Here is a 13,400-nt window from a genome sequence, read left to right on the forward strand (position 1 = left end):
CGTGTCGCGGCGCGCACCGGCATCGTGATCGGAGCCGACGGCCTGATCGTCACCAACCATCACGTGGTGAGTACCGGTGCGACGGACCAGGCCGAGGTGCGGTGCTGGCCGGCGACGCGTTGGGCACGGTCACCCTCGGCCGCGCTCCGGTCGCCGGAAACGGGATAGTCCGGTACGAACCGAACCCTCGTACGCGCTTGCCAGGGTTCGGTTCGTACCGGACTATCCCCACGTCAGGCCGCAGGAGGCAGCACGACGCCAAACCCGGCGACGGCGAGGCGGAGGAGTACCTGGCCGGGGGCGAGGAGATCGGCGACCTTGGCTGCGCTGAGGAGCTCGAGCTCACCGAGACGGACGTCGTACGGCGCGGGGCCGGCGAGGCGTGCCACCTGGAGCTCGTGGGTGTTGTGCCAGACCTTCTGGCGGGCCTCGCGCAGGAAGCGCTTGGACGAGACCCGGTTGAGGGGCTGGAGGACGCGGTCGACCAGGGACTTGCCGCCGGTTGCGGTCAGCTCGTCGTCCTCGGCCGCGACCCGCGAGGCGAGGACCCCGTCGATGGCCTCATGGTCGCGCTTGCGCTTGCCCAGCAGCACGGGATCGGCGAAGTCGGCGTCGGAGATCACGCCAAGCAGTGCCTGTGGCAGGTCGTAGTTGACGTGGGCGTTGATGCCCAGGAGTACCTTCCGCAGCGAGGGCAGGTCGGCCGGCGCATCGAACGCGATCCGCCATGGTCGCGGCACGTGACCGCCGTCGATGTGGGCGTCGTACGCACGTACGTAGAGCTGGGCGAACACCACGTCCCACTCCTCGACCCACTCGCCGTCGGCGAACACCCCGTCGGTGATCGCCTGACCGACCGCGGTCGTGGTGCGCTGGTAGGTGCTCAGGAAGTCGCGCAGCGGAGAGTCGCCCGGCATCGCGTCGAGTCGGTCCTGCATCTCTCGGACGACGGCGGCGACACCGGCGGGTACGGCCATGGCAGGAGTCTGGCCGGGACGTCGCTCCATGGCCACCGGGACTTTCGGCTCCCCCCGACGAGGTGCGCTGCGCGATGCCCGCGCGTGCCTTCTAGTCGTCGCTGACCGGTCGGTGCAGCACCACGCGAGCGGACGTGCACACCTGGTCGTCCACGACACCGTCGACGTCGACGACGGTGAGCGACCGGCCCGCGTGACGCATGTTCGGACGCCACAGCACCGACGAGCCGATCGGGATGACGCGCGTGTAGACGATGTGGATCGACGCGGTGACCAGCTCGGGCGCCAGGGCGCCGGCGACCAGGTCGGAGGCGAACATCGCCACCCCGCCGTGGAGGTTGTCGGCCTCGTTGGCCAGCACGTCGGTAGTCGGCATGGGTACGTCGGCGCGCACCGCCAGCAACCTCTCCAGGTCGCCCGGACGTGGGGGACCGCCCCACGCGCCCTCCTCCACCAGGCCCTCCGGCGCACGGATGTAGCGACCGCGCTGCGAGCAGACGGCGAGCAGCCGACCGGACTCGTCCTTGACGCTGCCCGAGGCGAACCCACCCTGGTCGTCGGAGTCGACCAGGTGGACCTTGACGAAGACGCGCCCTGATGTGGGCAGCGGACGCAGCACGTCGATCGAGATCTCGGTGCTGACCGACCAGCGTCCGCTCGGCAGACCCTCGGTGATCGCGTAGGCGAGGAGGTCGTCGACGAGTACGGCGAGCGCACCGGCTGGTGTGCGTCTGCGGACCGCGAGCCACGGCCCGAGCGGCATCGCGCCGCGGTAGACCCCGTCCTCGAGGGTCAGCTCACCCATCCGCAGCAACGCCTCGGGGCCGGTGCCGACGACCGGCAGGACCACGCTCCGCGCCGCTGCGCTCACGGCCGCGCCGTGTGGTCGGGGTTGCCGCGGGTGCGCCGGGCTTCCTTCATCTCCGCCTCGAACAGGTGTCGCCGGCCGAGCACGAGCTGGTCGCGGGCCTTGGCCTCCAGCTCCTTGAACAGCCGGTAGTAGCCGTCGTCGTACTCCTCGACGACCTGGAAGGTCCAGCGCCCCTCGATCACGTTGCGTCCGACGAGGCGCGACTGGAGCTCGCCGGCGAGCGAGTCATGGCCGGCCTCGCGCAGCAGGTCGACCGCCTCTCCGAGCGCGAGGTCGCCCATGCCGGTGAGGCGGTGGAAGGCGTAGAGGTAGCCGCGCGCGTTCTCGATGACTTCGAGAGCCTCGGACAGCTTGCCCAGGGCCTCGACGGTCACGTCATCGACGCCCTCGGGGCGGCGGTGTTCGGGTGCGGGCTGGTCGACGTCGCTCACCTCGTCACGTCACGTCGGCTCGGGGAACACGCAGAACTCGTTGCCCTCGGGGTCGGCGAGCACCGTCCACCGCGGTCGGTCCCACAGATGGGTGGCGCCGCGGTCGAGGAACTCCTCGACGGTGCCGACGACGTCCCAGTGGATGCGGTTCTTGACGGTCTTGGGCTCGGGGACGGGCACGAAGTCCATGGTCAGCACGGGATCCTCGGTGGCACCGAGGACCGTCGACCAGCCGCCGCCGTGCTCCTCGTTGTCGGAGACCCGGGCGTCAAGGGCCTCGGCCCACCAGCGGGCGATCGAGGCCGGGTCGGCGCTGTCGACGACGATGCCGTGGATGCGGTAGGCAGGCAGCTCGGGACGCAGGAACGCGCAGAACTCATTGCCCTCGGGATCGCGCATCACCGTCCAGCTGAAGCCGCTCTCCTCGGCCGGCTGCTCGACCTCCGCCCCGAGGGCCGTGAGGTCGTCGATGGAGCTGGCGTAGATGTCGAGGTGGACGCGGTTCTTGACGGTCTTGGGCTCCGGCACCGGACAGATGGAGATGCCGTGCTGCTCGTGGTCGCCGACCACGTCAGCGGGCCCGCGGGACGTCGGCGGCGTCGTACGTCCTCCGGACACGGCTGCCCAGAAGATCGCGATGTCGCTGGCCGGGTTGGCGGTATCGAGGCAGAGCTCGAGGAATCGGGCCATGCGGCCGACGTTAACCCAGGCCTCGGGCAGGCTGCTGGGGACTATCGCGACTCGGCGCGCCTGAGCAGCAACCTACGTTCGGCGTCGTTGTGGGTCAGGGAGGCGGCGGTGCGGAACTCGGCGGCGGCTTCGGGGAGGCGGCCGGCGCGGGAGAGCAGGTCGGCGCGGACGGCGTGCCACTGGTGGGCCGTCTGGTCAAGGGGCGCGACGGCGTCGAGTACGGCGAGCCCTGCGGCTGGTCCGAAGGCCCGGCCGTGCGCGACCGCGCGGTTGACCTCTACAGCGGGGTTGTCACCCGCCCTGGACAGCACGTCGTAGAGCGCGGCGATGCGCACCCAGTCGGTGTCGGCCGCACGTCGGGCCCGGGCATGACAGGCGGCGATGGCGGCTTGCACCGTGTAGACGCCCACCGGGCCATCCGCGGACTCGGCCCGCGACAGGGCCGCGAGGCCGCGGCGGATCAGCAGGTGGTCCCAGCGGGCGCGGTCCTGGTCCTCGAGCAGGACCGGCTCTCCGGACGGCGAGATCCGCGCGTGGAGACGGGAGGCCTGCAGCTCCAGCAGAGCCTGGAGGCCGTGCACATCGGGCTCGGCGGGGGCCAGGGCCGCGAGCATCCTGGAGAGGCGGAGCGCCTCGAGGCACAGGTCGGTCCGCATCCAGGAGGATCCGGACGTCGCGGCGTACCCCTCGTTGAAGACCAGGTAGACCACGGCCATCACGTCGTCGAGCCGTTCGACGCGCTCGGCGCCCGAGGGCATCTCGAGCGTGGCGCCGGCCTCGGCCAGCGTGCGCTTGGCCCGGGAGATGCGTTGGCCGATAGCGGTCTCCTTGACCATGAACCCACGCGCGATCTCCTCCACGCTCAGCCCGCCGACGAGCCGCAACGTCAGCACCGTCCGCGACTCCGGGGTCAGCGCCGGGTGGCAGGTCAAGAACATGAGTCGCAGCACGTCGTCCTCGACGTAGTCGACCTGGTCGACGAGCTCTGCCATGTCCTCCTCCGTCAGTTCGTGGCCGAGCCGCGCGACCTCCGCACGGTGCCGATCCGCTCTGCGGAACGTGTCGATCGCCCGGCGCTTGGCAACGGTCATCAGCCAGGCACCGGGGTTGGCCGGGATGCCGTCGCGCGGCCAGGTCTCCAGCGCGGAGACGAGCGCATCCTGCGCGAGGTCCTCGGCGAGCTCGAGATCGCGCGTCATCCGCACAAGGCCCGCCACGATCCGGGGCGACTCCAGCTGCCAGACCGCGACGACGGTCTCGTGTGTCGGTTCGTGCGTGGTCGTCACGTGGGCGGTGGACCCTCCTCGGGGCCGGCGATCCGGCGTACGTCGGCGGCGCCCTCCCAGCCGGGCCAATGTTCCAGGTGCACCTGCATCATGCGGCGCGCTGCCTCGACGGCCTCCTCGTGCGAACGCACGTCGAGCACGGCGTACCCGCCGACAACCTCCTTCGCCTCGGCGTACGGTCCGTCGGTGCGTGACAGCGCGCCCGAGCGCAGCGTGAAGGTCGTCTGCTGGTCGTCCATCAGCCCGCCCGCGTCGATCATCAGACCACTGCCGAAGGCCTCGCTCATCGCCGTGCCCATCGCCGACACCAGCCCAGGTGGGGGCGGTCCCACGTCGGACCTCATCGAGAGCATCACCATGTAGCGCATCAGTGCTCCTCCGTTTCGCTGGTCGAGCTTGTCGAGACCTGACGATGCGTCGAGCGCGATCAGCAGCTTTCGACATCCTGCCCCGACGTGATCCTGGAAGCCCCGTGGACCCGCTCCCGAGGACGAGCTGTTGCTCGCGGGGTACGGTGGGGATGACCCCGATGCGCTGGACCGGGCCGCTCGGATCACGTTGGTCCCGTTGACCGCATGGACCTATCGGCTGGCACAGCAGAGACCGGAGTTTGCCGGGGCCGTGCGCAAGCGGCTCGATCGGGCGCTGGCGGGTCTGCGATCACGCCCGACAGGGTGAATCGTCGGTCGGCAGCCCGTGACACAGTCGAGGGCCCGACCGGCCGGAGGGAGCTGATCAGGTCGTGTCCATCGACACCGTCGTTCTCGACGTGGACGGCACTCTCGTCGACAGCGTCTACGCCCGCACCCTCGCGTGGAAGGCAGCCTTCCGCGAGGTGGGGATCGAGGTCCCGAGCCACCGCATCCACCGCGCCATCGGCATGGGTGGCGACCGGGTCGTCGCGCACCTGGCGGGAGACGCCGTTGCGCACGGCGTTGGCGACGAGGTGCGTCGCCGGCACCGCGAGTACTTCGAGCGGCTGCTACCCGACATCACCGCCACCGACGGTGCAGCCGAGCTGCTGGAGCACCTGCGCCAGTACCAGTTCCAGGTCGTCGTCGCCAGCTCGGGTGAGCCCGACCTGACCTCGCGCCTGCTCGAGCTGGTCGACGGTGGACCCGCTCTGGTGCAGCGCATCGTGTGGAGTTCGCCCTCGATCGCCACCAAGCCCGCGCCCGATCTGTTCCAGGCTGCTCTCCAGCAGGTCGGTGGCACCGAGGCGATCGTGATCGGCGACAGCGTCTGGGACACCCAGGCCGCGCGCGCCGCAGGTCTGGCGTGCCTGGCCGTGCGCACGGGCGGCTTCGACGACGCCGAGCTGCTCGCCAACGGCGCGACGGCGGTCTACGAGGACCCGCGCGAGCTGCTCAAGGCGCCAGAGCTTTCCGTCTGACACTCACACGACCCGAGAGCTCCGCGACTACGACAGGAACCGCAACGTCTGTCGCATGGCCACGCGCGCCTCGCGGAGGAACGGCAGCACCGGGTAGGCGTGGATCAGGCCTTGCTGCTCGACGTACGTCAGTGACCAGCCGGCCTCGGACGCCCGCCGTGCAAGCAGCCTGCAGCCGGGCAGCAGCAGGTCGCGAGTGCCGCAGAACATCAGCCCTGGCGGGAGACCGGCGAGGTCGGCGAGTGCGGGGCTGACCTCAGGACGACCGAGGTCCGCGGATCCGCCGGCCCACCACAGCGCGTAGGCCCGGAGCTTGCCGACGAACAGCCACGGGTCGACCTCGTCGTAGGCCTCCGTCTCGGGTGTGCTCGTGGTCAGGTCCACCCACGGTGCGTGCAGCACGACGTGCGTGGCCTGGGCGTGGCCCCGGTCGCGCAGGCTGATGGCGATCGCGAGCGCGTAGCCGCCGCCCGACGAGTCACCGACGAGCGCGATGCCGCCGGGCTCCCGGGAGTAGCGCGCGGCCAGCTCGACGATCGCGTCGTGGCTGTCGCGCCAGGTGTGCTCCGGCGCCAGCGGGTAGTCGGGCATCACCACCCGCACCCCGCCCGACGAGCTCCCGAGCGCTGTTGCCAACCGGGTGATGTAGCGGACCTGGAACGGGTCGATCGGCGCCATGTACCCGCCGCCGTGGAGGTAGAACAGCGTGCGGGTCGGGGCTGCGTGGCGAGGCGTGACGACGTAGGCCGGGAACGTCACGCCGCCTTGCGTCAACTCCTCGCGCACGACACGGAACTTGCGGTGGAAGCCCGGCACCGCCCGCGTGGGAAAGCTGCGGTCCAGGGTGAGGTGCCACCGCACCACCCGGTCGCGCTCCTCCGGCTCCGGGCCGCCCATCTCCTCGGCCTTGCGCACCCTCGGTACGACGCGTGCGTACACCTGGTGCAGGCGGGAGGGCATGTGGGAACGCTATTGCCTCGGCGGTCGAGCTTGTCGAGAGCACCTGGTCGGTCGGCCCCCTGCGCGCAGGTTGAGTCCGCCGTCCGGTGGATGTGAGGGGCAGGCCTAGGATGGCTGGAGTTCCTACCCAAGACAGGGGAGCACGTCGTCTCCGGACCACCGGAGGCCGCGGGCTGAGAGTGCGGACAGCCGCAGACCCTCGAACCTGCTCCGGTTAGCACCGGCGAAGGGAGTCAGATCGATGACCCGTGCATGTCGGCTGTACAGCTCGGCCCTCCTCACCGCTGCCCTGCTTGCGTTGACAGCCTGCTCGCTTGTCGGCGGGGGCGACAGCTCTGCCGGCGAGCCCGATGCCGAAGGGCAGCCGACCAAGGTCGTGCTCGTCACCCACGAGTCGTTCGCGCTGCCGGACAAGCTGGTCAAGCAGTTCGAGCAGGACACCGGGCTCGACCTGGTGATCCGGGCGAGCGGCGATGCCGGCACCTTGACCAACAAGCTGGTGCTGAGCGCCGGGAACCCGCAAGGCGATGTCGCGTTCGGCGTCGACAACACCTTCGCCTCGCGAGCCCTGGACAACGACGTGTTCGCGCCCTACGCGGCAGCGATGCCTGCAGGCGCCGATGCCTACGCACTCCCGGGCGACGACGATCACCGGCTCGCGCCGGTCGACAACGCCAGCGTGTGCGTGAACGTCGACACGACGTGGTTCGACAAGCAAGGACTCGCGCCGCCCAAGAGTCTCGACGACCTGACGGACCCGGCGTACCAGGATCTCTTCGTCCTCCCCGGCGCCGCCACCAGCTCGACGGGCATGGCCTTCCTGCTCGCGACGATCGCTGAGTACGGCGATGCGTGGCCCGACTACTGGACCCGCCTGATGGACAACGGCGCCAAGCTGACCGCCGGCTGGTCCGACGCCTACGAGGTCGACTTCACCCAGGGCGGCGGCAAGGGCGACCGTCCGATCGTGCTGTCCTACGACTCCTCGCCGGCGTTCACCATCGGCGGTGACACCAGCACCACCCGGGCACTGCTCGACACCTGCTTCCGGCAGGTCGAGTACGCCGGCGTGCTCGCCGGTGCCGACAACCCGGACGGCGCGCAGCAGGTCATCGACTGGCTGCTCTCGCCCGAAGTGCAGCAGCAGCTGCCGACGAGCATGTACGTCTTCCCGGTCGACTCCTCGGTCACCTTGCCCGCCGAGTGGGCCAAGTACGCCGTGCCGCCCGCTGACCCGTTGACGGTCGACCCGGCCGAGATCGCGAAGAACCGCGACGAGTGGCTGACGACCTGGAGCGATGTCACCAGCCGTTAGCCGGATCGCGCGGCTGCTCGGCGTGGCTGCGATCCCGCTGGCGATCCTCGGCGTCTTCTTCGCGCTGCCTGTGGTCGGGATGGTCTCCCGCGGCTTCTGGGCTGATGGCACCTTCGACCCGGGTGCTGTCCTCGGCGTGCTGGGGCGGCCACGCGTGCACCGCGTCCTGTGGTTCACGCTCTGGAGCGCGAGCCTGGGCACCTTGCTGTCCCTGGCTCTCGGGCTGCCGGCGGCACATGTGCTCTACCGGCGCCGGTTTCCCGGGGTGAGCGTGCTGCGCGCCGCGCTGCTGGCGCCGTTCGTGCTGCCGACCGTGGTGGTCGGCGTCGCGTTCCGGCAGCTGGTGGGGGAGAGCGGGCCGCTGGGATTCCTCGGCATCGACGGCAGCCCGATCGCGATCATCGCCGGGCTGGTGTTCTTCAACGCGTCCGTCGTGATCCGCATCGTGGGCGGAGCCTGGGAGTCGCTGGACCCGCGCGCGGGTGAGGCGGCGGCGGCGCTGGGGGCAGGTCCCTGGCAGGTGCTGCGCACCGTCACATTGCCGGCGCTGAGGCCCTCGCTCGTGTCTGCGGCCAGCGTCGTGTTCCTGTTCTGCGCGACCGCCTTCGGTGTCGTCCTGACCCTCGGCGGGCTGGCCTACAGCTCGGTCGAGACGGAGATCTACCTGCTGACCGCCAACCTCCTCGACCTGCAGGCGGCGGCTGCGTTGTCGGTGCTCCAGCTCGTGGTGGTGACCGGTCTCCTGCTCGCAGCCGCCCGTGCACGTCGTACGCCGGACCCTGCGCTCTCCAGGATCCTGGCGCGACCGCGTCGCCTCTCCAGTGGCGACCTCCCGGCGCTGGGCGGTACGGCGCTGCTGGGCCTGCTCGTCGCCGGGCCGATCCTGGCGCTGGTCGCCGGCTCGCTGCGACACGACGACGCCTGGACCCTGGCCAACTACCGCGCCTTGGCGACGACCGGCGAGCAGCAGGCGCTGATCGCCCCGGTGACCGATGCCCTGGTGACGTCGCTGCGCACGGCGTTCGACGCCACCTGGATGTCGCTGCTGCTCGGGCTCACCGTGGCCGTCGTGGTCACCCGTCGGTCCCGATCGGTGTCCGAGCGCCGGGTGCGATCGGTGCTCGACGGCGTCTTCATGCTCCCGCTGGGAGTGTCAGCGGTGACGCTCGGCTTCGGGTTCCTGATCACTCTCGACCGGCCACCGCTGGACCTGCGGGACTCGCCGCTGCTGGTGCCGATCGCCCAAGCGCTGGTAGCGCTGCCGCTCGTCGTACGCACCTTAGTCCCGGTCCTCGCCGGCGTCGACGACCGGCTGCGCCAAGCCGCCGCCACCCTGGGCGCCGCGCCGTGGCGAGCCTCGCTCACGGTGGACCTGCCGGTGGTCGCTCGGCCTCTGCTCGCCGCTGCCGGCTTCGCCTTCGCCGTCTCTCTCGGGGAGTTCGGTGCGACGTCGTTCCTCGCCCGCGACGAGCACCCGACGCTGCCCGTGGTCATCTTCGGGCTGATCGGACACCCTGGCCCGATGAACTACGGCATGGCCCTGGCCGCCTCGGTCGTGCTCGCCTCCACGACGGCCGCGGTGATGCTGGCCGTCGAGCGGCTGCACGTGCCCGTCGGGTCGTTCTGATGCTGTCGCTGCGCGACGTCTCGGTGTCCTACGACGGGGTCCCTGCGGTCGTCGACGTCGACCTCGAGCTGCCCGACGGGGAGGTGCTGGCCGTGCTCGGGCCGTCCGGATGCGGCAAGTCGACCCTGCTGCGAGCCGTGGCCGGGCTCGAGCCGCTCACGTCGGGATCGGTCAGCTGGGACGGCGCCGACCTACGCGGGGTACCGACCCACAGGCGCGGGTTCGCGCTGCTCTTCCAAGACGGTCAGCTCTTCGGTCACCTCACCGTCGCGCGCAACGTCGGGTACGCGCTGCGGCTGCGTCGCGCACCGAACGTGCGCGAACGCGTGGCCGAGCTGCTCGAGCTGGTCGGCCTGGCGGGGTACGGCGACCGGCTCCCGGCGACCCTGTCCGGCGGCGAGCGGCAACGGGTGGCGCTGGCCAGAGCACTCGCGGCCGAGCCCCGGCTGCTGCTCCTCGACGAGCCGTTGTCGGCGCTCGACGCGGGTCTGCGCGAGCGGCTGGCCGCGGACCTGCGCACGATCCTGCGCGGCGCCGGCACCACGGCGCTGATGGTGACCCACGACCACGAGGAGGCCTTCACCGTCGCCGACCGCTTGGCGGTGATGCGGGCCGGCGGGGTCGTCCAGGACGGCCCGATCGCCGAGGTGTGGCGCGAGCCCGTGGATCCCGAGACCGCGCTGTTCCTCGGCTACGCGCGGGTCTTCCGCGACGATGCGGCCGCGGCCATCCTCGCCGCGGCAGGTCGACCGCCGGCGCCGGCCGTCGCCGTACGCCGATCCGCGCTGACCGTGGACGCCCACGGGCAGCTGACCGGCGTGGTGCTCTCCTCACGAGCGACGCCGGAGCAGATCCGGCTCGTGGTCGATGTGCCCGGTGTCGGGGAGGCCGACGCCGTGGCGCCGCTCGACTCGCACCCAGCCGTCGGGCAGCCGGCGCGGCTGGCCGTCGACAGCGGGCGTCTTGCCGTCTGGGTGACGGCACCGGCACCTCTCTAGACTGACGGCCGTGTACCGCCGCGCCTACGCCTTGCTCGTAGGCCTCGCCGTCGTCATGGGCGGCCTGGCGGTCACGGCGGCGGTCGCGCTCGGCAAGGGACTGATCGACCCCGAGGGCTTCCTCGGACCCTCGTGGTTGCGGCTGCCGCTGCTGGTCGGCAGTGCGCTGCTGCTCGACCTGCTGCCGCGCACGCTGTGGCAGTCGAGGTTCAAGCCGGGCGCGATGCTCGCCATCGCCAAGAACCGGCTGCGCACCCACTGGACCCGCGAGCGCTGGACCCTTGTGGTGACCGGTCTTGTGTGCTTCTACGTCACCTACGTGTCCTACCGCAACCTCAAGTCGTTCCTGCCGCTGGTCATGGGCACCGACAAGTACGACCGCTCGCTCCACCTGGTCGACCGGATGCTGATGTTCGGCCACGAGCCCGCCGTGCTGCTGCACGACGTGCTGGGCACCGGCATCTCCGCCTACGTGCTGTCCTACGTCTACCTGTGGTTCCTGCCGCTGGTGCCGCTGGCCCTGACGGCGTGGCTGATCTGGTCGAGGAACATCACCTACGGCTACTGGTTCGCGACCTCGCAGAGCATCGCCTGGAGTCTGGGCACGCTCTCCTACTACATGCTCCCGACCGTCGGCCCCGGCCTGCAGTACGTGCAGATCTACACCGACCTGCCCGACACCCCGACCAAGGACCTGATGGACGCGCTGTGGAACCAGCGCCAAGACGTCATCACCGAGGGTCTCGAGGGCGCCGTCCAGTCGGTCGCCGGCTTCGCCAGCCTCCACTGCGCCATCACCCTGCTCGTCGCCCTGATGGTGCAGTTCACGCTCCGGAACCGGATCGTGAAGATCGCCTTCTGGGTCAACTTCGGACTCACGATCCTGGCCACCATCTACTTCGGGTGGCACTACATCGCCGACGACATCGCCGGCATCGCGATCGCCCTGATCGCCTTCTACGTCGGTGGGGTCGCCAGCGGCCAGAAGTTCGAACGCCACGGCCTGGCCTCCCACCCCACCGCCGACTCGGCGAAGGTCCCGGTTCTCGAGGACTGAGCCGTTTGGCTCGCTCCGCTCGCATGTCTGCTCGCTATGACCCTCGGTCTTCCTCCTCCTCACATCGCTGCGCTCGTTCGTCGTCGTGCAGACCGAGGGACGCTCGCAGACGTCCTGGTGGCCTTACGAACAGAACTGGGGAAATTACATTCGTGTAGTTCGTCAAGGCGACACGCCGGGGACTGGTGAGAAAATTGAGGAAAATGTTCCCTCTGTGACGAAATCGCACTAGCGTGCACGAAGTGCCTCGGGCGATGGGGAAGTCGCCCGAGGTGCTTCCACGAGTGGGTCCACCGGGGCTTGCGGGGACGTGAGGAGTACACGGAAGTGCGCAGGCCCGCTGTCGCAGCCGTTATCAGCGTGACCCTGCTCGCCGGGCTGGCCACGGCCCCGGGTTGGGTCGCGGTCGCCGACGAGGACGGACCGCCGAGCCAGGCCGACGTACGCGCCGCCCGCCAGGCCGCCGACGACAAGGCCAGCGACGTGGCCGCCGTACAGACCCGGCTCATCAACGCCCAGGCCCGGCTCCAGGACTCGATGGTCGAGGTGGCCCAGGCCGAGGAGGCCTTCAACCAGGCCCGCTGGCTGTTCCGGGAGGCGCGCCGCAAGCAGCACGAGGCCGAGCAGGTCGAGGAAACCTCGCAGGGACAGCTCAGCTCTCTTCGCGAGCAGTACGCCGACGTCGTGGTCTCCTCCTACGAGATGTCGCCGTCGCTCAACGCCGTATCGGCGATCCTGCGCGCCGACGGTATCGGCGAGGTCGTGGACACCACGACCACGATGCAGAACGCGCAGGCCGCGATGGACCAGGCCTACGACGACTACGACGCCGCCGCACTCCTCGCCGGCGTCGCGACCGACCAGGCGACCAAGGCTCGCGCAGCGGCCGACCAGCTGCGTGAGCAGACCGAGCGCGCGCGTGACAAGGCGCGCGCCACCCAGCAGTCCGCGGCAGCAGAGGCCGACGCCATCGCCGCCGAGCGGGTCGACCTGATCGCCGACCTGGCTCGCCTCCAGGGCATCAGTGTCGCGCTGGCCGAGGAGCGCCAGGAGTGGCTCGAGGAGCAGGCCAAGCCCGACCCCGTCCCGGTCCCCGACCCGACCGACGGCCCGACGCCGCACCCGACTCCCGGCCCCACCGACGGGCCGACTGACGAGCCGACTGACGAGCCCACGGACGGGCCGACCGGCGGGCCGACCGGCGGGCCGACTGACGGGCCGACTGACGGGCCGACCTCGGGCGAGCCGGATCCCACGCAGGAGCCGACGCCCACCGATACTCCGACCACACCGCCGCCCGCACCTGCCGGTGGAGCCTCAGCAGCCATCGCCTTCGCCCAGGCCCAGATCGGCGACCCCTACCAGTGGGGCGCCGCCGGCCCCGACCGCTGGGACTGCTCGGGCCTGACCATGAAGGCCTGGCAGGCCGGTGGCGTCTCGCTGCCGCACTACTCCGTCGGCCAGTACACCGCCAGCACGCCGATCTCGCGGGCCGACCTGCGTCCCGGTGACTTGCTGTTCTGGGGTTCGAGCAGCAGTCCGTCGTCGATCTACCACGTCGCGCTGTACGTCGGCGGCGGCATGATGATCCACGCCCCTCGCACCGGCCAGGACGTCAAGAAGGCGTCGATCGACTACTGGATCGCGCCGAACTTCTTCGCCAGACCCTGAGCACGCCGGTTGAGGAAGGCGCGCCAGCGCCTGTCTCGAGACCCGGTGAGGTGCCTGCGATCGTGGCCATGGTTTCGAGACGCTTGCTGCGCAAGCTCCTCAACCAACGACCACCCACGGTGGT

13 protein-coding genes are annotated in these 13,400 nt (G+C 70.6%); 6 read left to right on the plus strand and 7 right to left on the minus strand.

Annotation, left to right across the window (positions count from 1 at the left end; all coding sequences use genetic code 11):
• Positions 1-233: 233 nt before the first annotated feature.
• From ISU10_RS08870 to ISU10_RS23000, 6 genes are all read right to left on the minus strand, one after another.
• Positions 234-977, minus strand: a complete 744-nt coding sequence (locus ISU10_RS08870; RefSeq protein ID WP_194696013.1) for a DUF5995 family protein — start codon at positions 975-977, stop codon at positions 234-236.
• A gap of 91 nt (positions 978-1,068) precedes the next feature.
• Entirely contained in the window at positions 1,069-1,848 is a 780-nt protein-coding gene (locus ISU10_RS08875) for a PaaI family thioesterase (protein ID WP_194696014.1), read from the minus strand.
• On the minus strand, positions 1,845-2,279 hold the full coding sequence (locus ISU10_RS08880; protein WP_194696015.1) for a hypothetical protein: 435 nt from the start codon (positions 2,277-2,279) through the stop codon (positions 1,845-1,847). Before ISU10_RS08880 ends, ISU10_RS08875 begins: the two co-directional genes overlap by 4 nt.
• Positions 2,280-2,288: 9 nt before the next feature.
• Positions 2,289-2,969 (minus strand): VOC family protein, encoded by a 681-nt coding sequence (locus ISU10_RS08885; protein WP_194696016.1) that lies wholly within the window; start codon positions 2,967-2,969, stop codon positions 2,289-2,291.
• Between the two features lie 41 nt (positions 2,970-3,010).
• Entirely contained in the window at positions 3,011-4,255 is a 1,245-nt protein-coding gene (locus tag ISU10_RS08890) for an RNA polymerase sigma factor (protein ID WP_370865017.1), read from the minus strand.
• The gene (locus ISU10_RS23000; protein ID WP_228500187.1) at positions 4,252-4,623 is read right to left on the minus strand and encodes a YciI family protein; all 372 of its coding nucleotides are present in this window, start codon (positions 4,621-4,623) and stop codon (positions 4,252-4,254) included. Before ISU10_RS23000 ends, ISU10_RS08890 begins: the two co-directional genes overlap by 4 nt.
• 374 nt (positions 4,624-4,997) lie before the next feature.
• Between ISU10_RS23000 and ISU10_RS08895 the strand changes: the two genes are divergently transcribed.
• Positions 4,998-5,648 carry an HAD family hydrolase gene (locus ISU10_RS08895; RefSeq protein WP_370865018.1) on the plus strand — a complete coding sequence of 217 codons (651 nt, stop codon included), beginning with the start codon at positions 4,998-5,000 and terminating at the stop codon, positions 5,646-5,648.
• A 27-nt stretch (positions 5,649-5,675) separates the two neighbouring features.
• On the opposite strand, the gene ISU10_RS08900 is transcribed toward ISU10_RS08895, so the two are convergent.
• The gene (locus ISU10_RS08900; protein ID WP_194696018.1) at positions 5,676-6,608 is read right to left on the minus strand and encodes an alpha/beta hydrolase; all 933 of its coding nucleotides are present in this window, start codon (positions 6,606-6,608) and stop codon (positions 5,676-5,678) included.
• Between the two features lie 241 nt (positions 6,609-6,849).
• Here ISU10_RS08900 and ISU10_RS08905 point away from each other — a divergent pair, with 241 nt between their 5' ends.
• The 5 genes from ISU10_RS08905 (at position 6,850) to ISU10_RS24085 (ending at position 13,276) form a co-directional block, all read left to right on the plus strand.
• On the plus strand, positions 6,850-7,923 hold the full coding sequence (locus ISU10_RS08905) for a thiamine ABC transporter substrate-binding protein (RefSeq protein WP_194696019.1): 1,074 nt from the start codon (positions 6,850-6,852) through the stop codon (positions 7,921-7,923).
• Entirely contained in the window at positions 7,907-9,550 is a 1,644-nt protein-coding gene (locus ISU10_RS08910) for an ABC transporter permease (RefSeq protein WP_194696020.1), read from the plus strand. The genes ISU10_RS08905 and ISU10_RS08910 overlap by 17 nt, the downstream gene beginning before the upstream one ends.
• The gene (locus ISU10_RS08915) at positions 9,550-10,548 is read left to right on the plus strand and encodes an ABC transporter ATP-binding protein (protein WP_194696021.1); all 999 of its coding nucleotides are present in this window, start codon (positions 9,550-9,552) and stop codon (positions 10,546-10,548) included. Before ISU10_RS08910 ends, ISU10_RS08915 begins: the two co-directional genes overlap by 1 nt.
• Positions 10,549-10,558: 10 nt before the next feature.
• Positions 10,559-11,605, plus strand: a complete 1,047-nt coding sequence (locus ISU10_RS08920; protein WP_194696022.1) for a phosphatase PAP2 family protein — start codon at positions 10,559-10,561, stop codon at positions 11,603-11,605.
• A 327-nt stretch (positions 11,606-11,932) separates the two neighbouring features.
• Positions 11,933-13,276, plus strand: coding sequence for a C40 family peptidase (locus tag ISU10_RS24085; RefSeq protein WP_194696023.1), 1,344 nt, complete (start codon positions 11,933-11,935; stop codon positions 13,274-13,276).
• Positions 13,277-13,400 lie beyond the last annotated feature (124 nt).

Source organism: Nocardioides agariphilus (assembly GCF_015352445.1).
Taxonomy (GTDB): domain Bacteria; phylum Actinomycetota; class Actinomycetes; order Propionibacteriales; family Nocardioidaceae; genus Nocardioides; species Nocardioides agariphilus.